The organism is Agrobacterium sp. 16-2014-1-2a (assembly GCF_053522705.1).
The window spans coordinates 916832-937262 of record NZ_JBNWBX010000001.1; the positions used below are offsets into that span (position 1 = coordinate 916832).

Below are 20431 nucleotides of genomic sequence, written 5' to 3' on the forward strand. Positions count from 1 at the left end.
ACCAATATGCATCGGCTAGATGGGCAATTGGCTCTCATTCATGGGGCCAATAATCGCCGATATCACATTCCGCGCACCCTCGGCTCACTCGCAACACTCGTCGTCAACGCCGTTATTGCCCAGACCAGCGCATCCAGCCGGTCGGGCGAGCGTCCGGATGAAAGACCGTGGGGTCCGAAATCCGCCATCTGGTCGGTTAGTTTTTCAAACCGTGCGGCGTGGCGTACCCTGCCCTGTTCGTACAGTGCCGCCACCGGCTCGGCGCGGGTGAACTTACCCCGGCTTGCCCGCACAAGGGTCAGCGGCAGATTGGCGTCTATGCTCTGCAACATTGCCCGCACCATCTCGCCGCCCTGATTGACTTCCGCCACCACCCGGTCGGCCTCATGACGGCGAACGGCAGCGACAACGGCCCGCGCCCAGCCGGCCGGTGTTTCACCTTCCACCGAACAATCCGCAAGCACGACCAACTTGCCTGATATGCCAAGCCCGGCCGCCACGATGCCGCAGCAGGAATTTTCACCGATACCGGCGGGCGGGTCTACCGCGACCACGATCCGCGCCAGCGGCTCATGGTCGGTTTCCACAATCGCTTCCAGATCGGCACGTTTCCACAGCGCGCCTTCGCGCTCATCAATCAGTTCGCCGCCGATTTCCTGACGCCCCAGCCGCGTGCCGCCGTAACGGTCGTGCATGGCTTTCAGGAAACCGGGTGAGAGATTTTGCGCATTCATCGCCGTCGGCATTTTGGCCACCCGGCTCGAAGGGTCGGCGAGAAGCGCCTTCAGGAGCGGAATGGGCCGTGGCGTCGTCGTCACCAATTGCCGTGGGGCCTCACCAAGACGCAGGCCAAATTGCAGCATGTCCCAGGTTTCCTGCGGATATTTCCATTTTCCAAGTTCATCGGCCCAAGCCATGTGAAATTGCGGGCCGCGCAGGCTTTCTGGGTCTTCAGAGGAAAACACCTGCGCCATGGCCCCGTTTGGCCAGATGAGCCGGCGGCGCGATACCTCGAAGGCGGGGCGGCAACGGCGGGCGATACGGCAGATACCGGAAATGCCGTCGATCATCACCTCACGGGCATCCCCCAGGGTTTCCGCAACAAGCGCGATGCGCAAATCAGATTGCTTGCCGGCGGACGCAATCCTGTGCACCCATTCGGCCCCGGCGCGGGTCTTGCCGGATCCGCGCCCGCCGATCAGAAGCCACGTCCGCCAGTCACCCTCAGGCGGCTGTTGCGGCAGGTTGCCGATGAAACGCCAGTCGCGCAGAAGGGTGAAGACCTGCTTTTGCAGTTGGGGTTCGCTCGAAACATCCGTCATGTGTCAGCTTCTGTTGATGCACTACGAGCCAAATCGACCTCCAGCCTCGCGCGGCATTTCTGTTCCGCCAGTTCGTCGATGCGTTTGAGGAAATGCGCCACCGCCATTTCGTAATGTTCGGTATCGGCTTCGTCCTCGCCGGCAAGAGCCTGCCTCTCTTCTGCCAGCACCCGTTGCAGGGCATCGATCCGTTCCAGTGTGCGCACAATCAGCGAAAGCTGATCCGTTGCGGCCTTCACGTCGGCGCGCGCCTGTTTGCCCGAGGCATCCTCCACCGTTGATAAAAATGCCGCTTCGCTTGTCTGCCGCAGGTTGCGGTACATGCAGAACTGTTCGCGCATCTCCACCGTCAGCTCGTTCAGCAATTGCCGCAGATTGCCATTGCGCGCCGCATCTTCGGCAGCCAGCTTGTCGGCCCGCGATTTTATCTCGGGTGCGGCCTCCAGCCTGCCCTCGCCGCCATAGGCGCAGCTTTCCTGCCAGACGCCGTGGAGCGCCAGATCACAATTGCGGATATTTGCCATGAGGTGGACCTGCGAGAGAAATGACGTGTCGCGGAAAGAGCATCGGATAAACCGACCTTTGCCGCTCAGCCGCAAATCTCCGACTGTGACCTAAACCTATCAAACCACCGTCACGCTGTAAAGGATTATTTTCCTATAATTGTGATTTTTATCCTGCTAACAGGGTTTGCACCCTCGCCCGCCGCATACTACACTCGTGCCAGACGGCGGGAAAAAGGGGCAAGTCAAGTTGTTGAAACAATGGGTTGGGCGGTTGTTTGCGGGTCTTTCGGCAACCGGCATCGTCTTTGGCACTATTCTGTTTTGCGCTTCGCTCACGCCGTCTCTTCTGCCGCGCACATGGCTGATGCAGGGTGTGCTGTGCGGATTTTCCTTTGCCATCGGTTATCTGATCGGCGTGGCGCTCACCGCCATCTGGACCTATCTGGAATTGCCCCACCCCTCGCGCCATAACCGGCGCAGCATCCGCTTTCTCATCGCCCTTGCCAGCGCGATAACGGCGATCGCGTTTCTTTGGCAGGCGAAAGACTGGCAGAATTCCATCCGTATCCTGATGGAGCTAGATCCGTTGTCCAGCGCCCACCCCACCAAGACTGGCGGCGTTGCGGTGCTGGTCTCCGCCCTCCTCATCGGCGCTGGACGGCTTTTCCAGCTCATCCGGCGATTCTTCTCGGTGCGCAGCCGTCACTTCCTGCCGCGCCGGCTCGCCAATGTGCTCGGTATAGCCGCCGCCATCGTGCTGTCATGGATGCTGCTGAACGGTCTGATCTTCGATATCGGCCTGAAGTTTGCCGATTCCTCGCTGAAACAGGTGGATGCGCTGATCGAGCCGGATGTACCGCGCCCTTCCGATGCGCTCAAAACCGGCAGCAGCGCTTCCCTGATGACATGGGAATCGCTTGGCCGCAGAGGCCGCGAATTTGTGGCCGGCGGGCCGGAGGCACAAGAGATTTCCGCCTTCACCCACCGCCCGGCCAAGGAACCGCTCAGGGTCTATGCAGGCCTGAATTCTGCGGCAACGCCCGAGGAAAGGGCAGCACTTGCGCTGGAGGAGCTGAAGCGGGTTGGCGGGTTCGAGCGCAAGGTGTTGCTGGTCGTCATTCCCACCGGCACCGGCTGGATCGATCCGGAAGCGCTTGATACGGTCGAATATCTGCATGACGGCGATATCGCCAGCGTTGCCGTGCAATATTCCTATCTTTCCAGCTGGATCGCGCTTCTGACCGAACCGGATTACGGTGTGGAAACGGCGCGCGCGCTGTTTCAGGCCGTCTACGGTTACTGGACCACCCTGCCGAAGGAGACGCGCCCGAAACTCTATCTGCACGGGCTGAGCCTCGGTTCGCTGAACTCGCAGAAATCATCCGATCTTTACGACGTGCTCTCGGACCCGTTCCAGGGTGCGCTGTGGAGCGGTCCGCCCTTTTCCAGCCCCACATGGCGCATGGCCACCAATGGGCGCGTGGCGGGTACGCCGGAATGGCTGCCGCGTTTCCGCGATTCCTCGGTCATCCGCTTCGCCAACCAATATACCACTGCGCATATGCCTGATGCGAAGTGGGGCCCGATGCGCATCGTCTATCTGCAATATGCCAGCGACCCGATCACCTTCTTCGAGGCCGCATCGCTTTACCGGCGACCGCAATGGATGGTTCATCACGGCCCTGACGTCTCCACATCCTTCCGCTGGTTCCCCGTCGTGACCCTGCTGCAGCTCGGTCTTGATGTTGCCGCCGCCACCACGGCGCCGATCGGTTACGGCCATGTCTACGCGCCGGAGCACTATATCGATGCGTGGATGGAGGTAACCGCACCGCAGGGCTGGAATGCGGATGATATCCAGCGGCTCAAGATGTTGTTCAAGGCCCGCCGCGGCTCCACCGATCCGGCGTGACGCGACGGGCGTGTCGTTTCTTAGCGTCAGTCCTTCAGCGCGGCCACATGGTCGGCCACATAGGTTTCCAGCGAGCGCGGTGCGTGGCCGGTCAAAGTCTCGACATCACCGGTGACCGCCGACGTCCAGCCTTCGCGCACCGGATAGAAGATCGACGCGAGGAAGGCGGCGTAATCCTTCGGAACGCCAGCGCCGGTCAGAATGCCGATGAAAACATCGTCCGAAACCGCGCTATAGCCGACCGGCTTGCCGATGGCCTGCGAGATGATCGCGGCCGCCTCGCCGTAACTCAAAGCCTTCGGCCCGGTCAGGTTGAACGCCTTATTGTCGAAAGCCGTCGAGGTCAGCGCTGCCGCCGCACTGTCGGCGATGTCGCGCACGTCGATGAAGCTCGACTTGCCCTCGCCTGCCGGAACGGCGATCTGGCCGTGTTCGATGCCGGCCTTCCAGTAGGTGTGGAAATTATCGGCAAACCAGTTGGGGCGCAGAATGACGTAAGGCGCGCCGGAAGCGATGATCTTCAGTTCCACCTGGCGATAGGGAATGGAATCGTCGGCGTCGACGCCGAAGACGCTGAGGAACACGATCTTCACATTGCGGCGGGCAGCTTCCTCGACAACCGGCGTCAGCGCGTCGATTGCATCCAGACGCCCGCCAGCAAGGATCAGAAACAGACGATCGACGCCATCGAAGGCATCCGTGTAGGTCGAGGCGTCGGTGTAATCGAAGCGCACCCCTTCCGCGCCTTCGGCTGCCTTGCCGGTGCGCGAGGCTGCTTTCACGCTTTCGCCCTTGGCCAGAAGCGCCTTTACCAGCGGCGTGCCGATGGTGCCGGTGGAACCGATTACGAGTATCTTGCCAGTCATCTCAAATCTCCGTAGTATCTAGTAGAAACCATGTTTCGAAAACATACGTACTGCGTATTCGAAATCAGGAAAAGAGAGCACTTTCCGGTTATCTGGTATCCTCAAGGAAACCGACCCGGGCTTTTCAGAGCGGGATGAGACCCATGGAACATGTCTATGACGTTTACGAGGATCGCTGCCCCACACGCATGGTGCTGGACAGGATCGCTGACAAATGGGCACTGCTGATCCTCGACAAGCTTCGGGTGGACGCGGTGCGCTTCAACCTGCTGCGGCGGGAAATCAAGGGCATTTCGCAGAAGGTTCTGTCTCAGACGCTGAAAAAGCTCGAGCGCGACGGCCTGATTTCGCGGCAGGCCTTTCCGACAGTGCCGGTCACGGTCGAATATTCCCTGACGCCGCTCGGACGCACACTGACCGACACGGTTGCGGCACTGGCCCACTGGGCGGAGGGCAATATGGACGCGGTGCTGGCGGCGCAGAAGGCTTATGACGAGAGGGGTGGGTTAGGTTAAGGCAGACCCCCACCTTCCTGATTTCTGTGCTTGTCAAAGGAATGAGGGGAGACGAGAGCATTGCGGGCACTCGTCCACCTTTTACCTGCCAAACCCTCCAACGCCTACCGCGAAATCCGCGTGGAAAGAATGATCGACGATAGCGTGCGTTCCACGCCGTCCAGCGCGCCGATCCTGTCGATCAACCGGTCAAGGTCGAGAATGGAAGGTGCTGCCAGAATGGCGATCAGGTCGAAAGTGCCGCTGACCGAATGCAGCGTTGTCACCTCCTTGATGGCGGTGAGCGCCGCCGTCACGCCAGGCAGCGCCTTTGGCCCGATGGTGATCAGCACATGGGCGCGCACCAGCCCGGAAAGATAACTTTCCGAAAGTCTCAGGCCATAACCGGCGATCACCCCTTCGGCCTCGAGCCGCTCGATGCGAGCCTGCACAGTGGTGCGCGAAAGGCCAAGTTTGCGGGCCAGTTCCGCCACCGGCATGCGGGCGTTTTCGGAAAGCAGGGCGAGCAGCGCCCGGTCCTTGTCGGCAATCGTCATAATGACCAATCCTGTCGTCTAATTGTCCATTATTAACCCGCTATCCGCACATAGTGAAGCTGCGAATCGTCCAAAAAAGCTGGCATTCTGTCTATGAAGCGCATCCGGTGCGCAGAGGCATATGAATTTACTGCGGGGAACAAAAACATGAAAAACATCGTCGTCATCGGCGCGGGCAATATCGGTTCAGCCATCGCCTGGATGCTGGCTGTCACCGGCGATTATCGCATCACGGTTGCCGATCGCTCGGCAGACCAGCTGACGAATGTGCCGGCGCATGAGCGTGTCGACACTGAAATCGTCGACATTGGCGACCGTCCGGCGCTGGAAGCGCTGTTGAAAGGCAAGTTCGCCGTGCTTTCCGCTGCGCCCTTCCACCTGACGGCGGGCATTGCGGAAGCTGCGGTTACAGTCGGCACGCATTATCTCGATCTGACTGAAGACGTCGAATCCACCCGCAAGGTCAAGGCACTGGCGGAAACAGCTGAGACCGCGCTCATTCCACAATGCGGCCTCGCCCCCGGTTTCATCTCCATCGTCGCCGCAGATCTTGCCGCCCGGTTCGACAAGCTGGACAGCGTGCGCATGCGTGTCGGCGCGCTGCCGCAATATCCGTCCAATGCGCTCAACTACAACCTTACATGGAGCACGGACGGGCTGATCAACGAGTATATCGAGCCCTGCGAAGCCATCGTCGAAGGCCGCCTCACCGCCGTTCCGGCGCTGGAAGAGCGCGAAGAGTTCTCGCTCGACGGCGTGACATATGAGGCCTTCAACACCTCGGGCGGCCTCGGCACGCTATGTGCGACGCTGGAAGGCAAGGTGCGGACGATGAATTACCGCACCATCCGTTATCCCGGCCATGTCGCAATCATGAAGGCGCTTTTGAACGACCTCAACCTGCGCAACCGCCGCGATGTGCTGAAGGACCTGTTCGAAAACGCCCTGCCCGGCACCATGCAGGACGTGGTCATTGTCTTCGTTACCGTCTGCGGCACCCGCAACGGCCGGTTCCTGCAGGAAACCTATGCCAACAAGGTCTATGCCGGCCCCGTTTCCGGCCGGATGATGAGCGCAATCCAGATCACCACCGCAGCCGGTATCTGCACGGTTCTCGACCTGCTTGCGGAAGGCGCCCTGCCGCAGAAGGGATTTGTCCGGCAGGAAGAAGTGGCCCTGCCGAAATTCCTGGAAAACCGGTTTGGAAGATATTACGGCGCGCATGAGCCGCTGGCCCGGGTTGGGTGAGTTAAGGGGAGCAATCGGCCCCGACACTGTCATCCTCGGGCTTGTCCCGAGGATCTAACGTCTCACGAAATCGATAGGTCGCAGATGCTCGGGACAGGCCCGAGCATGACGACGAGCGGCGGAATGCCTCTCCCAAATCACGTCCCGCAAAAGGTCCGAAACACCTTCTCATCGCTCATCGGCGGCTGCATGTAGACGAAATTGTCCGGCCGTTCCTCAAATGGCGTGGCAATCGCCGCCAGCATGGCGTGGAACGGTTCGAAATCGCCGTCTTCCACCGCCGCCTCGATCAGTTCCTCGATGCGGTGGTTGCGGGGAATGATGGCCGGGTTGACGGCGAGCATCGCCCGCGACCTCTCGGAGGCAGAAACTTCTTCCCGCCCGGCCCGCTCCCGCCAGCGCGCCAGCCATGCATCCGCCGCCGCGATATCGATGAACATGCCGCGAAACGGCTCGGCATCGCCCTCTACCGCGTGAGAAAGACGCCGGAAGGTCAGCGTATAATCGGCTTCCGATGCCTGCATCAGCGAAAGAAGCGCCTGCACCAGCTCGATATCGCCCTCCTCTTCGCCCGTCAGCCCAAGCTTTTCGCGCATGCCGGCAAGCCAGCGCTTGGGAAACGCGGCGGCGAAATCAGCGAGCACGGCGTTTGCGAGTTCGGCTGCTTTCTCCACTTGAGGGTCAAGCAGCGGCAACAGGCATTCCGCCAGCCTTGCAATGTTCCATTGGGCGATGCCCGGCTGATTGTTGAAGGCGTAGCGCCCCTGTGCGTCGATGGAGGAGAACACCTTGTTAGAATTGTATTCGTCAAGGAAGGCGCATGGACCGAAGTCTATCGTCTCGCCGGAGATCGCCATATTGTCGGTATTCATCACGCCGTGGATGAAGCCAACCATCATCCAGCGGGCGATGAGTTCGCACTGCCTCTGGGCGATGCCCTGCAACAGGGCGAGATAGGGATTGTCCGCGTTTTTCACTTCGGGATAGTGGCGGTCAATCACATGATCCGCAAGATTTCTGATCCCCTCATCATCCTCGCGCGCGGCGAAGAACTGGAAGGTGCCGACCCTGATATGGCTTGCCGCAACACGGGTGAAAACCCCGCCCGGCAGACCCACCTCGCGCTGCACCCTGTCACCGGACAGGACGGCGGCGAGCGCCCTTGTCGCGGGAACGCCGAGCGCGAACATTGCCTCGGAGACGATATATTCGCGTAGCACCGGGCCGAGCGCCGCGCGCCCGTCGCCCCTTCGCGAAAACGGCGTCGGGCCGGAGCCCTTCAGCTGGATATCCCGACGTTTGCCGTGTTTGTCGATGACTTCACCGAGAAGAATGGCACGACCATCGCCGAGCTGCGGCACGAAACCGCCGAACTGGTGGCCGGCATAGGCCATCGCCAGCGGCTCGGCCCCTTGCGGTACCACATTGCCGGAAAAGATCGCCGCCAGCCTGTCGTCGTCGAGGCCTGAGACGTCGAGAAGAAGCTCGTCTGCCAGCGCGCGATTGAAGGCGATGAGGCGTGGCGCCTTCACCGGCGTTGGCAAGACGGCGGCGCTGAACCTTTCCGGCAGGCGGGCATAGGAATTGTCGAATGTGATCACGGGTAAACTCCCTGCTTTTACCTGATATGGCCCTTTTTCCGCCCGGTTGCGAGGGGTGAATAGCCACAATTACGGGAAGCCGCAGCGGAGTTTGGAAAAATCAATTTGAACTACAGGTATATTTGAACATACAAACATCCAATGAATGAGCCGCAATGCAAGCAGGATAAATTCGTGCCAGAGTTCCCCTATGACGACAGTGAAATGGGCGAGGCCATCCGCCGCTTCGACTGGGCGTCGACAAGCACGGGGCCGATAGAGACATGGCCGGTATCACTCAAAACCACCGTGCAGATGATCCTCAAGCAAGGCCATGCAATCTGTCTGTTCTGGGGGCCTGACCTCAACATCGTCTACAACGACGCCTACCGCCCGTTTCTTGGGCTGAAGGAAGAGGGTGCGCTCGGCAAGCCGTTTCACATCATCTGGTCCGATGTCTGGAACGATGTGAAACCCTTCGTTGATCAGGCACTCTCCGGCAAGGGCACGTTCGCCGAGGACATGCATCTCGTCATGGACCGCAACGGCTACCCCGAAGACACCTACTGGACCTTTTCATACAGCCCGCTTTACGACGACCAGGGCAAGATCGCAGGGCTGATAGACATAGCCGTCGACACGACCGGAGCGGTGCAGGGCCGCAGCCGGGAGGATCTTCTGCGGCGCGAACTCGTCCACCGGGTCAAGAATACGATGGCGATCACCACGGCGGTCGTCAGCGCCACCCTGCGCCATTCGCAGACGCTTGAGGATGCGCGCGACACCATCAAAAGACGTATCGCCGCACTCGGCAACGCCCAGAACCTCATTCATGCTTCGGGAAAGGGTGCCAGCATCTCCGCGCTTGTCCGCGAGTCCGTTTATCCGCATCTCGACGACAAGGCGCGCGTAACGATTTCCGGACCGGACATGGAAATCGCGCCGCAACAGGCGCTGGGCCTGTCTCTGGCCATTTATGAACTGGCCACCAACGCGATGAAATATGGCGCACTTTCCAACGAGAGCGGCAAAATCGAAATCTTTTGGACGCTGGACGAGGATGACCGCTTCGAACTGCGCTGGCGCGAGACGGACGGACCTGCGGTCAGGACGCCGACGCGTACGGGTTTCGGCTCGCGGCTGACCAACCAGATCGTTGCGGCTTACTTCTCCGGCGAAGGCCGCACCTTCTATCATCCAGACGGGCTGCTGTTCGAGCTGGATGGCAAATACGAGGCTGGCGACGGCGAAACCTCTGGCGGTTGAACTTTCTTTCGTCCCATTCGTTGCGTTTCCTGAACCAAAGTAGCCGCAACGAAAGGAACGGGAATGACCGTCGTTGAAGCCGTAGCCGCCGAGCCGGAAAGCGCAATCCGCATCCTGCACACCGATCTGCCTGTTAACGCCACTTTCCATGTATGGCTGAAGGCGAAAAAACCGGCGGAACCCGGTGCCGTCTCCTTTTCCAATGCGAATGGAAAATTCGCTGAGGTTTCAAGCCTCAACACGGAAGAGTTCGGATTTAGAATCTATCAGGTCTTCGGCGGCGGCCATGTGGAACTGAGCTACGATACTGTCACGACCGCCGTTTCCGTCATCTACTGGTTCACCGCCGCCGACGTGCTGGAAACCGGCATAACCGTCGTCCATACCAAGCCGGACAATGCCGCACCGGAACTGCCTGACAGCTATCACTTCCGCCCGCCCTTCGGCTGGATGAACGATCCGAACGGCTTTGGCCGGTTCGAAGGACGGCCGCATCTGTTCTACCAGCATTATTCACACGGGCTGCGCTGGAACACCATGCATTGGGGCCACGCGGTTTCCTCCGATTACCTGCGCTGGCGGCATCTGCCGATCTTCCTCTTCCCTTCAGAGGACCTGACAACGCGGCCGGACAAGCGCGGCGGCGCTTATTCCGGCTCGACAATTCCTTTGGTCGAAGGTTCGGGCATCCGCGTGTTCTTCACCGAGCAGGTGCAGGATCGCATTCCCGAACAGCAGATCCAGCTCACCGCCACTTCTTCCGATCTCATCATGGCCGGACAGGCCGAAGTCATTCTCGGCCATCGCCCGGACGGACAGGGGCTGACGCCGGACTTCCGCGATCCTTACGTCTTTCGCGGCCCGGATGGACTTTGGAAAATGCTGCTCGGAAGTCAGAGCGACGGTGGCGGCGTCATCCTGCTTTACGAGACGCTGGACCCGACGGCGGCGTCAGGCTGGACCTATGTGGGCAAGCTTTGGGTGGAAACGCGCTACAAGACCACTGCCATTGAATGCCCCTGCCTTCTGCCGCTCGACGGCCCGGCCAATGCCCGATCCACGCGCTGGGTTCTGGTCTATGGGCTGATGCATTCAGAAGACCCTGAAACCGGCCGCAAGAACCTGACCATGGCCGATGTCGGCTGGTTCGACGGCAAGGTCTTCACCAAGGAATTTGGGCAGGAGCTGGATTTCGGCACCGACAATTACGCCTTCCAGGCGTTTCTGGATGGCGACAGCATCATCGGCATCGGCTGGCTCGCCAATTGGGCGGATGCCAATCCGGAGATCGATTTCCCGACATCCATGACGCTGCCGCGCCGGATCCACTATTCGAACGGCGAGCTACTGACCCCGCCCATCGGTGCGGCGGAAAGCCTGCGAAGCCATATTGTCGATCGCACGCGGCTGGCGGCCGGGGAGCGCGTCACCTTCATCAACGGTGCGGTGGAGATGCTGATCGAGCTTGCTTCGCCCGGCACACCGTTCGAGTTGGTGCTCGATCATCCCGTGGTCACACTGGGCCTCATCGCCGATGAAACGGGCCTGTGGATCCGCCATGATGACGGGCGCGATGGCCCCTCGCCGCACTATATCGCCAGAGGGGCAAGGGCCTCGCACATCCGCGTCTTTCTGGACTACGGATCCATCGAAGTGTTCGCCAACCGGGGCCGGTATGTGGGAACAAAACGCATAGAGGGTTTCGAGCCCGTGCGTTCAGCGCTCCTCAAGGCAGCGCCGGGGGCTGTAGTGCACGCCACCAGCTGGGCGCTGCGTCCGTGAGGAACCTTTTGGCGGATCTGCTGTTGATAAGCAGCAACCGCTCAAAGGAGAAACGGCATGACAAAAATCAGCGATTCCCGCGATCCCATCCTGTTTCCGACAGAAGCCAACGAAAACAAGACCGAGAAAAAACGCGCGGGCAAGGGTGTCGTCATCATTATTGGCGCAGTCGCGATCATGGCTTTCGTGGTTTATCTGGCGGCGATCACCATCGCCACCACACAGTCTTAACCGCACACACGCCGCAGAGGCGTCAGCGCTGTCCGCTTCGCAAGCCGCGGGTTGTCAGGATCGCCAGAAGCGAGACGATGACACCCAGCCCATAGAGATAGAGCATCGGTATCGTCACATCCGCACGATCGATCTGCAGAACGAGATCGCTCGCGGCAGCGACGGTGCCGCTTGCGCCCGCACCGGCCGCGGCACCCAGCGTCGCGACCGTAGGCAGCAGCGCGCCCGTCATCTTGCGTTCCTCTTCCGGCGCGGCTTCCATGGCTGCCTGGCTGATGCCTGCCCAGGACATGCCGAAAGCTGAACCGATCAATATTTGCCCGATCAGCATTTCCGGCCAGTTCCCCGTCGCCAGCCCAAGCCCCAGCAGCGCACAACCCGGCACCATCTGGTAGGGTCCGTAATGCAGGCAAAGCTGCCGCAGGCGGCCCGAACGCAGGCTGCCGATCAGCATTGCCACGAAGCTCCAGGCAAGCGGCATCGTCACGACAATAAAACCGGCGAAGGTCGGCTCATGGTGCCAGAGATTGATGGCGACATAAGCGAGATAGACGCTGCCGAGTGCATGGGCATAGGACATCAGGAACAGCACCCAGAAACCGCTGCCAAGTACCGTCTTCAACCGGAAGGAATCCCTGGGGAACAGGCCGGTGGAAGGCTGGATGCCCGCCTTCAGCGATGCCCACAACAGGGCCGCACCAACCAGCAGCGACATGATGCGCAGACCGGCATCCTCAAAGGCGGAGGGTGCGGAGAAAGCCAATGCGCCAACAAGGCAAAGGAGCAGCGGCACCATCGGCTTGCGCGAGGTCGCGACCGACCGTTCTGCCGAAACCGCAATCGCCGTATAGGCCAGCAGCAGCACGATCAGCGGCGCAGACAGCAGGAATGTGGCGCGCCAGGAGATGTGCTCCGTGGCAAACCCGCCGGTGAGCGGCCCGACGAAGGACGCGACCGCCCAGATGGCCGCCTCGATGGCAAAGACCTTCGGCAGTAGAGCCGAGCGAAAGCCGGCAGGTATGAGGCTGTAACACACCGCCACGATCAAGCCATCGGCAAGTCCCTGCAACGCCCGGCCGATGACGACCCATAAAAAGCTGTCCGCGAGCGCCGACATGACGGAGCCGAAGGAGAAGATAAGGCAGCACAGGAATAGAACGCTGCGCGCGCCAAAACGCTCGCGAAACAGAACGGCGGTGACACCGCCTGCCACGGAACCGACGAAATAGAGGCTGTAGGCCCAGCTATAGAAGGCCGCGCCGCCAATCTCGCGCACCGCGACCGGCAGGGCCGTGACTACTGCAAACTGGTTGAAGGCATGCAGGCCGATACCGGAGGAAATGACGGTCAGAAGCGAGAGGTTCGCCCCACCAAGCAATTCCGACCAGCTATTTTTCTCCGTCATTTCCATACTCGTCAAAGCCGTATCCTTTCCATTCTTGCGATACGGCGGGCAAACTAGAACCTCAAGCACCATTGAGGTCAAGGCGCCTTTTCACCTATTCCGCTCGAGCGAACTTGCAGGCATCAGGAACCCTCTGCCTCCCCGGTCGTTTGCGCAATGACCAGACAGAAAGGATACCACCATGGACCGCAATAAAATCACACCTCTCAACGAAGACGCCATGGACGAGGAACTGCTCGATCTCGATATCGACGCCCTTCCGGCAAAGGGAGAAATTCCGCAGTCCATCGAACATGAAATCGAGGAAGAAGAGGCCGAGAGCGAGGACGACCCCTATCAGGAAAGCGACGAGGCCCTTCCCGATGACGCGGAAGAGCGCGTGATCGACCGCAATCCCTCGCGCGAAGGCGGTGCGTTCGACGAGGTTTAGGGACTGGCGGCGAGGCGGGATGCGGCCGTCAGTGGGCCTTCGCAGGCTTGTGGACGGCCTTTTCGACGCCTGCCGCTAGATCATCGAGGATCGGGCAATCCGGCCGGTGGTCGCCGCCGCAGCAATGGGCAAGGTGGGACAGCGTCTTCACCATGCCCTTCATCTCGGCAATCTTCTGTTCGAGATCGGCGATATGGCCGAGCGCAATGTCCTTCACCGCCGAACTCTCGCGGCTCTTGTCCTGCCAGAGTTTCAGGAGCGTTTCCGTCTCCTCCAGCGAGAAGCCAAGCGTGCGCGCCCGCTTGATAAAGCGAAGATTATGCACGTCCTGCTCGCCATAGACCCGGTAGTTGTTGCCGGTGCGGGCGGCGGGGGTGATGAGGCCGATCTGTTCGTAATAACGGATCATCTTGGCGGAAACGCCGGATGCATCCGAAGCCTGTCCGATATTCATAATGCCACTTCCCTCAGGGCGACTTTCGCCCGTTTATGGCTACTATGTAAGGATTCCCATCATGGGAAGGTCAAGGGATAACGACATTTTTTATCGCACGCACAATCGTGAGAGCCTGGCAAGGGTCTGAATTCGATGGTTACGCCGCCACACGTCTGGCGAGATAAATCGTCGCCCCACCGCAATCGGGATCGTTGACGATGTGGTCGAGAAGTCGAAACCCGTGCGCGGCAAGCAGGCTTTCATATTCTTCGCGAGCGAGGCTGGCATGGTAAAGCGGTTTTCCCTGAAGGGTCCCAGTCGCTTCCCCGTGTCCCGGCCCGGCCGTGAACATCAGTGCGGCGCCGTCATTGGCGTGCTGCCGGAAAATACCGAACATGCGGCGCTGATCGTCGGCCTTCAGATGGAAAAAACTATGCCAGGCAATCAACCCGTCGAAGCGGCAACTCAACACGAGTTCACGCATATCGGCGACCACCCAGCGCTTTTCCGGAAATCTGGTGCGGCAAATTTCTATCAGGGGATATGACGTATCGATGCCGGTCACGTCATATCCGTTGCCGATGAAGTAGCCGGCGATCGGCTCGCCTGAACCGCAGCCGATATCGAGGATGGATCCGCCCTGCGGCAAAAGCGACGTGAACCGATCCAGCCAGGGTTTTTCGGCGAGGGAGCGACCGCGCAGCCTGTCGAAATCAACCCCATGGTCGGTGTAGAGCTTGATCACATCGTTGGAGGCATCCGCCATGTCCGCTTTTCCTTGGGGCTGGCCAGCCGTGTAATCATCTGTGCACCGCCAGCCGGGCAATATCGCGCAGGAAGGCGTCGCGCACTGCGGGGCCGAGCGGTTCACTCGAGGGCTTGTCGGCAACGCGAAGCCTTGCGAAGACGATGTGCTGGCCTTCGCGCTCCGCCCAGCCAACGAACCAGCCGAAGGGGCGGCTTCGGTCGGGGTTGCCTTTTTCGTCGCGCATGAAGCCCGTGCCGGTCTTGCCGTGCACGCTCCAGCTCTCCGGCGCATCGAACACCGGCACGATCGCCCGCGTCTTTGCCTGCGCGTCGCGCGAAACCGGCAGATTTCCGGCCAGAAGGCGGCGGATGAATCCCACCTGCTCGACCGGGGAAACGGTCAGGGAAGCGCCGAGCCAGGAATGGGTGAGACCGTTATTCTTGCCGGGTTCACCGGATACATCGGCATTGCCGTAACCCAGACGTTTGACATAGGCGGCGAATTTTTCCGGGCCGAGGCGGCGGGTGAGTTCGCGCGAATACCACAGCACCGAATCCTGCTCCCATATGGTCGGATCAACCGTCTTGCGGTCCTGCGCGCGGGCCTCCGTGCCGGGTTTCCAGTCCCATGCAGGGGTCTTGTCATCCAGCAGGATGCCGGCGTCATAACCGATCAGAGCCAACGGCACCTTGAAGGTGGAGGCCGGCGCCACGCGCTGATCGCAGGCGCCCTGCTGGTTGATGACAGCGCCGGTCTCGATGGAGGTGACCAGCGTGCATTCAAAAGCCTGCGATTGCTGGGCGGAGGCGGAAAGCGGCAGAATACCCTGAAGGGCAATGCACGAAAGAACGATGGCGGGCAGCCGATAGCGCATGCGTTTTGATGTCCCTCGTCCGCATTCTGCGGATCATATGCCGGAATGGATGAACGGCGGCCCTTGTTTCAGGCATGCCGTGCTTCCGAAACATGCCTTAAGAAAACGATGGGGCAGGAATAGGACCAACACGAAAATTGGCGACTTCCGTCAGCTATTCTCTTTTTCGCCCGCCGTCTCACCCACTGTGAGCGGCCAGTCCACCACATAATCCTCGAAATCGTCAACCTCCACGTCCAGCTCGTTGACGGTGCGGCCGCGCGCGGAAATGCCGGCCTGATGCACCGTGTTCACGTCGCCGGAGACGAGATAGTGCCACCAGTACAGATCCTTGCCATCGCGTACCAGCGCGTAGGCGCAGGTGGGCGGCAGCCAGCCGATTTCGTGCACCTTTTTCAAATCCAGCTGGATACAGTCCGGCACGGTGGCGCGGCGGTTCTCATAGTCGGAGCACCGACAGCTTTCACCGTCAAGCAGCTGACAGCGGACCGACGTGAACACCACTTCGCCGGTGTCCCAATCTTCCAGCTTGTTCAGACAGCACAGGCCGCAGCCGTCGCACAGGCTTTCCCATTCCTGGCCACTCATCTCTTCCAGTGATTTGGTTTTCCAGAACGGCGCGTCATTCATCGTTAACATTTCCGTTCCATTTTGATCTCTTGGAGGGCAAGGTTTAACCGATCCCTAATCCTTAATATCGTATCGCCAAGGGCTGGTTTGTACGATATTTTAGCATTTTGGCGAGTGGCAATGGGTCATTGACCCGCGAGAGGCCGTCGCGTCAAGCAATTCCCGCAGAACCATGTCATGGTTTTGCGTCCGGAATTGGATGAAGCGCAGAAACATCGACAATCCGCGTTGCGTTGAACAGGAAAACATCGCCAGGTGCAGGAAGAAAAAGACGATAAAAACGGTCGCAAAAAGCGGCACATCCTGCTGAGAATCGATAGCTTTATCGACTCCGGCCTGTGGACGGCTGCGGCAAGGCTGGTGGATTTCTGGGAAGACGTAACCATTGCCTCGCGCAAACTGCATGTGCGCGGCTGGAAGAAGCTTCTCGTCAACCTGACATGCGACGCGCTGACATTCGGAACGGCCGGCTGTGTCGTGCTTCTGGCGCTTGCCATGCCCGCCTTTGAGGAGACCAAGAAGGACTGGCGTTATCGCGGTGATTTTGCCGTGACCTTCCTTGACCGTTACGGCAACACTATCGGCCATCGCGGCATCATCCATGAGGATTCCGTCCCGATCGACCAGATGCCGGATCATTTCATCAAGGCGGTTCTGGCCACCGAAGACAGACGCTTCTTCGACCATTTCGGCATCGATTTCATTGGCCTTGCACGCGCCATGAGCGAGAATGCCCGCGCCGGCGGCGTGGTGCAGGGCGGCTCGACGCTGACGCAGCAGCTTGCCAAGAACCTGTTCCTTACCAATGAGCGCTCGCTGGAGCGCAAGATCAAGGAAGCCTTCCTCGCCCTGTGGCTCGAGGCCAACATGTCGAAGAAGGAAATCCTCAGCCTTTATCTCGACCGCGCCTATATGGGCGGCGGCACGTTCGGGGCGGCAGCGGCGGCGCAATTTTACTTCGGCAAGAACCTGACCGATGTCACGCTTGCCGAATCCGCCATCCTCGCCGGCCTGTTCAAGGCGCCGGCCAAATACGCACCGCATGTCAACCTGCCAGCCGCACGTGCGCGCGCCAACACCGTGCTTTCCAACCTGGTGCAGAGCGGGCTGATGACCGAGGGTCAGGTGATCGGCGCGCGGCGCAATCCGGCCACCGTCATTGACCGCGCCGATGTGAAGGCCCCGGATTATTTCCTCGACTGGGCGTTTGACGAGGTACAGCGACTGGCGGCGCAGGGCAGGTTCAAGGACCATACCGTCGTCGTGCGCACCACCATCGATACCGGGCTGCAACAGGCAGCCGAGCAGGCGATGGAAATGGAGCTGCGCGAGTATGGCGAGGGCTACCGCGTCAAGCAGGGCGCGATGGTGATGATCGAGAACGGCGGCGCGTTGCGCGCCATGGTCGGCGGGCGTGACTACGGCGAAAGCCAGTTCAACCGCGCGACGGCGGCGCTGCGCCAGCCGGGATCCTCCTTCAAGGTCTATACCTACTCGGCCGCCATGGAAAAGGGCATGAAGCCGGAGACGCTGATTTCCGACGCGCCCGTGACCTGGCGCGGCTGGTCTCCGCAGAATTATGGCCGCTCCTACGCGGGCAAGGTGACGTTGCAGGTGGCGCTTGCCAAATCCTACAACACCGTGCCGGTGCGTCTCGCCAAAGACGTCCTCGGCACGCAGGTGATCGTCGACACCGCCAAGGCGATGGGCGTCGCCACGCCGCTGCGCAGCGACAAGACCATTCCGCTCGGCACATCGGAACTGACGGTTCTCGATCAGGCGACGGCCTATGCCGTGTTCCCGGCCGATGGCATGCAATCGCGCCGCCACGGCATCGAGCAGGTGCTGGATTACGAGGGCAAGGTTCTCTACGATTTCGGCCGTGACGAGGAACCCGCCAAGCGGGTGCTTTCCGAAGAGGCCAATTCGAAGATGAACCAGATGCTTGTTACCATTCCCGTGATGGGAACGGCGCGGCGCGGCGCGCTTGAAAACGGCATCGTTTCCGGTGGCAAGACCGGCACGTCGCAGGCTTACCGCGACGCGTGGTATGTGGGCTTCACCGGCAATTACACCACGGCGGTCTGGTTCGGAAACGACGATTTCACGCCGATGAACAACATGACCGGCGGCGCGCTTCCCGCCATGACCTTCAAGCGGCTTATGGACTACGCCCATCAAGGCATGGAGCTGCGCCCCATTCCCGGCATCCAGAACCCGCTGCCGACAGGCGCGCGCCCGCAGCCTTCGGCCCAGGTCGCTGCCGCATCCGCCACCGCTGCACCCGCCATGCCGGCACTCACCCGCCCACGCTCGCTCTCGGCCGAAGCAACCCGCGTCATCCGTTCCATCGCCAAGAAGATGAAGGAAGCCGCGCCTTTGACCGTCACGACGCAAAAGGTTGCGGATGCGTCGTTGCGGGATGGCCCGGGGGATGCGGCCCGGCGGTGACGGCTTGGCAACCTTGGCTCATAATGCTGAAGGCGTTTTTCCCTCCAGATTGCTGCCTGCACTCGGCTTTAGAAAAATCCACATTTGGTGCTTGACCTCAATCATGGTTGAGGTTGCACAGTCCGATTGCAAGAAAGCGAATGCCCGAAAGGCGCAGCGCTAAGGCAATTGAGGACAGGAAATGGTGAAAGTAAAAGCATTGTTCGAGACGCATTTGACGGTTTCGAACCTGGAACGCTCGGTTGAGTTTTATCGTAATGTTGTCGGCCTGGAGCTGGCACAACGATTCCCTGAACGGAATGTGGCGTTCTTCTGGACCGGCGAACGTGGGCATTCGATGCTTGGCCTATGGTCCATCCATTCCGCACCCATCAATATGAGACTGCACATCGCCTTCAGCGTCGATTTTGATCAGCTTCTCGCCGCACCGGACTATCTACGCCGTACCGGCGTAACGCCGCTCGGTTTTGACGGCGAAAACGAGATCGACGAGCCCGTCGTCTTTCCATGGATGCCGGCAGCCAGCGTCTATTTCAAGGATCCCGACGGCCACTCGCTGGAATATATCGCGTTTCTTGGCGGCGAAGCAAAACCGCAGATTCCGCGCGTGTTGAACTGGAGCGAATGGCAGACTATTTGATCTGCCTCAGGAAAGAAGCGCCGCCCGTGCTGTTTCCACCACATGGGCGGTGAGCGTGCCGAGGCGTTCAGCGGCGAGCCGATTGACCTGCCAGTAAAGCGGGATATCGAGCGGCGTGCCGGGAACGACTTCCACAAGCCGCCCCGCCTGAAGGTGCTCTCCCACCAGTTGCACCGGGTTGAGGCCCCAGCCCATGCCGGCAAGACTTGCCTTCACGAAACCGTCGGTCGAGGGCAGCCAGTGGGTGGGATAGGATATATCCTCACCCAGCGCTTTTTTGATCCAGCTGGCCTGCAGCCTGTCCTTCTGGTTGAAGGTAAGCCCCGGCGCGCGGGCAAGCGTGGCGGGCGTGACGCCATCGGAGAAATGGCGCGCCATGAAAGCCGGGCTGGCGGTGGCGTGATATCTGAGCACACCGAGAGCCAAGACCCGGCAGCCCTGCACAGGCTTGGCATGGGCGGTGACGGCGGCGAGCACCCTGCCGCCGCGCAGCCATTCCACCGTATGGTCCTGATCGTCCACCGCGATGTTGACGAGATAGTCGCTGCCACCGGTGAATTTCGAAACCGCGTCGAGAAACCATGTGCCGAGACTATCGGCATTGGTGGCAATGTTGAGTGTGACACGCTCTGCCGCCGCGCCCGCTTCCGAAAGAACCGGAAGCTGCCGGAACAGTTCGGTTTCCAGCATGCCGACATGGTCCATGTGCCGGCAAAGCCATTCGCCCTTTTCCGTCGCCACGCAAGGATTACCGCGCACTATCAGCACCACGCCGAGGCGCTCCTCCAGCTGCTTGATACGCTGGGAAACGGCCGAGGGCGTGACACACAGCACCTGTGCCGCCTTCTCAAAGCTGCCAGTCTGGGCCACGAGCGCCACGGCGCGCATGGAAGGATAGTCCAGCATCAAAGGCCTCCTTGTAAAGATTGATATGGGCGTGGTGGGCGGGAAGCGTCCGGGCAGTAGCAGTAGCACTCTCCTCTTCCCTCATTCCTGTCCTTGTCACAGGAATGAGGGTCAGGCGAGGTGCCCGCACATAACATCGCACTGTCG

20 protein-coding genes are annotated in these 20431 nt (G+C 60.4%); 9 read left to right on the forward strand and 11 right to left on the reverse strand.

Going from position 1 to position 20431, the window contains the following annotated elements:
* Positions 1–62: 62 nt before the first annotated feature.
* Together ACQZ45_RS04600 and ACQZ45_RS04605 are read right to left on the reverse strand one after the other, a co-directional pair.
* Positions 63–1322 (reverse strand): DNA-packaging protein, encoded by a 1260-nt coding sequence (locus tag ACQZ45_RS04600; RefSeq protein ID WP_162736160.1) that lies wholly within the window; start codon positions 1320–1322, stop codon positions 63–65.
* On the reverse strand, positions 1319–1846 hold the full coding sequence (locus ACQZ45_RS04605) for a hypothetical protein (RefSeq protein ID WP_113291421.1): 528 nt from the start codon (positions 1844–1846) through the stop codon (positions 1319–1321). The genes ACQZ45_RS04600 and ACQZ45_RS04605 overlap by 4 nt, the downstream gene beginning before the upstream one ends.
* 253 nt (positions 1847–2099) lie before the next feature.
* Here ACQZ45_RS04605 and ACQZ45_RS04610 point away from each other — a divergent pair, with 253 nt between their 5' ends.
* On the forward strand, positions 2100–3740 hold the full coding sequence (locus tag ACQZ45_RS04610; RefSeq protein WP_065688130.1) for an alpha/beta hydrolase: 1641 nt from the start codon (positions 2100–2102) through the stop codon (positions 3738–3740).
* A 26-nt stretch (positions 3741–3766) separates the two neighbouring features.
* Here ACQZ45_RS04610 and ACQZ45_RS04615 read toward each other — a convergent pair whose 3' ends face one another.
* Complete coding sequence (locus ACQZ45_RS04615) at positions 3767–4606, reverse strand: SDR family oxidoreductase (RefSeq protein ID WP_013635729.1); 840 nt, start codon at positions 4604–4606, stop codon at positions 3767–3769.
* A gap of 143 nt (positions 4607–4749) precedes the next feature.
* Between ACQZ45_RS04615 and ACQZ45_RS04620 the strand changes: the two genes are divergently transcribed.
* Positions 4750–5121 carry a winged helix-turn-helix transcriptional regulator gene (locus ACQZ45_RS04620; protein WP_019564087.1) on the forward strand — a complete coding sequence of 124 codons (372 nt, stop codon included), beginning with the start codon at positions 4750–4752 and terminating at the stop codon, positions 5119–5121.
* A 104-nt stretch (positions 5122–5225) separates the two neighbouring features.
* On the opposite strand, the gene ACQZ45_RS04625 is transcribed toward ACQZ45_RS04620, so the two are convergent.
* Complete coding sequence (locus ACQZ45_RS04625) at positions 5226–5657, reverse strand: Lrp/AsnC family transcriptional regulator (protein WP_003512084.1); 432 nt, start codon at positions 5655–5657, stop codon at positions 5226–5228.
* 147 nt (positions 5658–5804) lie between these two features.
* Between ACQZ45_RS04625 and ACQZ45_RS04630 the strand changes: the two genes are divergently transcribed.
* Complete coding sequence (locus ACQZ45_RS04630) at positions 5805–6905, forward strand: saccharopine dehydrogenase family protein (RefSeq protein WP_003512083.1); 1101 nt, start codon at positions 5805–5807, stop codon at positions 6903–6905.
* Positions 6906–7042: 137 nt separating this feature from the next.
* On the opposite strand, the gene ACQZ45_RS04635 is transcribed toward ACQZ45_RS04630, so the two are convergent.
* On the reverse strand, positions 7043–8503 hold the full coding sequence (locus ACQZ45_RS04635) for a protein adenylyltransferase SelO (protein ID WP_113291521.1): 1461 nt from the start codon (positions 8501–8503) through the stop codon (positions 7043–7045).
* A gap of 177 nt (positions 8504–8680) precedes the next feature.
* On the opposite strand from ACQZ45_RS04635, the gene ACQZ45_RS04640 reads away from it, so the two are divergent.
* From ACQZ45_RS04640 to ACQZ45_RS04650, 3 genes are all read left to right on the forward strand, one after another.
* On the forward strand, positions 8681–9751 hold the full coding sequence (locus tag ACQZ45_RS04640) for a sensor histidine kinase (protein WP_233284935.1): 1071 nt from the start codon (positions 8681–8683) through the stop codon (positions 9749–9751).
* Positions 9752–9814: 63 nt separating this feature from the next.
* The gene (locus tag ACQZ45_RS04645; RefSeq protein WP_038490330.1) at positions 9815–11533 is read left to right on the forward strand and encodes a glycoside hydrolase family 32 protein; all 1719 of its coding nucleotides are present in this window, start codon (positions 9815–9817) and stop codon (positions 11531–11533) included.
* 57 nt (positions 11534–11590) lie between these two features.
* A complete protein-coding gene (locus ACQZ45_RS04650) occupies positions 11591–11764 on the forward strand; it encodes a hypothetical protein (protein WP_003512077.1) in 174 nt (57 codons plus the stop codon).
* Positions 11765–11786: 22 nt separating this feature from the next.
* Here ACQZ45_RS04650 and ACQZ45_RS04655 read toward each other — a convergent pair whose 3' ends face one another.
* Positions 11787–13175 (reverse strand): MFS transporter, encoded by a 1389-nt coding sequence (locus tag ACQZ45_RS04655; RefSeq protein ID WP_162696069.1) that lies wholly within the window; start codon positions 13173–13175, stop codon positions 11787–11789.
* A gap of 175 nt (positions 13176–13350) precedes the next feature.
* On the opposite strand from ACQZ45_RS04655, the gene ACQZ45_RS04660 reads away from it, so the two are divergent.
* The gene (locus ACQZ45_RS04660) at positions 13351–13599 is read left to right on the forward strand and encodes a hypothetical protein (RefSeq protein ID WP_065688127.1); all 249 of its coding nucleotides are present in this window, start codon (positions 13351–13353) and stop codon (positions 13597–13599) included.
* Between the two features lie 28 nt (positions 13600–13627).
* Here the strand turns inward: ACQZ45_RS04660 and cueR are convergent, their stop codons facing one another.
* The 4 genes from cueR to ACQZ45_RS04680 all read right to left on the reverse strand — a co-directional run bounded on the left by cueR (position 13628) and on the right by ACQZ45_RS04680 (position 16287).
* Positions 13628–14053 (reverse strand): Cu(I)-responsive transcriptional regulator, encoded by a 426-nt coding sequence (gene cueR, locus ACQZ45_RS04665; protein ID WP_065688126.1) that lies wholly within the window; start codon positions 14051–14053, stop codon positions 13628–13630.
* 139 nt (positions 14054–14192) lie between these two features.
* Positions 14193–14801, reverse strand: a complete 609-nt coding sequence (locus ACQZ45_RS04670; protein WP_003512068.1) for a class I SAM-dependent DNA methyltransferase — start codon at positions 14799–14801, stop codon at positions 14193–14195.
* 34 nt (positions 14802–14835) lie between these two features.
* Complete coding sequence (gene blaOXA / locus ACQZ45_RS04675; RefSeq protein WP_003512067.1) at positions 14836–15657, reverse strand: class D beta-lactamase; 822 nt, start codon at positions 15655–15657, stop codon at positions 14836–14838.
* Positions 15658–15807: 150 nt separating this feature from the next.
* Complete coding sequence (locus tag ACQZ45_RS04680; RefSeq protein ID WP_019564095.1) at positions 15808–16287, reverse strand: YcgN family cysteine cluster protein; 480 nt, start codon at positions 16285–16287, stop codon at positions 15808–15810.
* A gap of 255 nt (positions 16288–16542) precedes the next feature.
* On the opposite strand from ACQZ45_RS04680, the gene ACQZ45_RS04685 reads away from it, so the two are divergent.
* Positions 16543–18738, forward strand: coding sequence for a transglycosylase domain-containing protein (locus ACQZ45_RS04685; protein ID WP_013635720.1), 2196 nt, complete (start codon positions 16543–16545; stop codon positions 18736–18738).
* A gap of 181 nt (positions 18739–18919) precedes the next feature.
* Complete coding sequence (locus ACQZ45_RS04690) at positions 18920–19378, forward strand: VOC family protein (RefSeq protein ID WP_113291420.1); 459 nt, start codon at positions 18920–18922, stop codon at positions 19376–19378.
* Between the two features lie 6 nt (positions 19379–19384).
* Here the strand turns inward: ACQZ45_RS04690 and ACQZ45_RS04695 are convergent, their stop codons facing one another.
* Positions 19385–20284, reverse strand: a complete 900-nt coding sequence (locus ACQZ45_RS04695) for a LysR family transcriptional regulator ArgP (protein ID WP_065658145.1) — start codon at positions 20282–20284, stop codon at positions 19385–19387.
* Between the last annotated feature and the right edge of the window lie 147 nt (positions 20285–20431).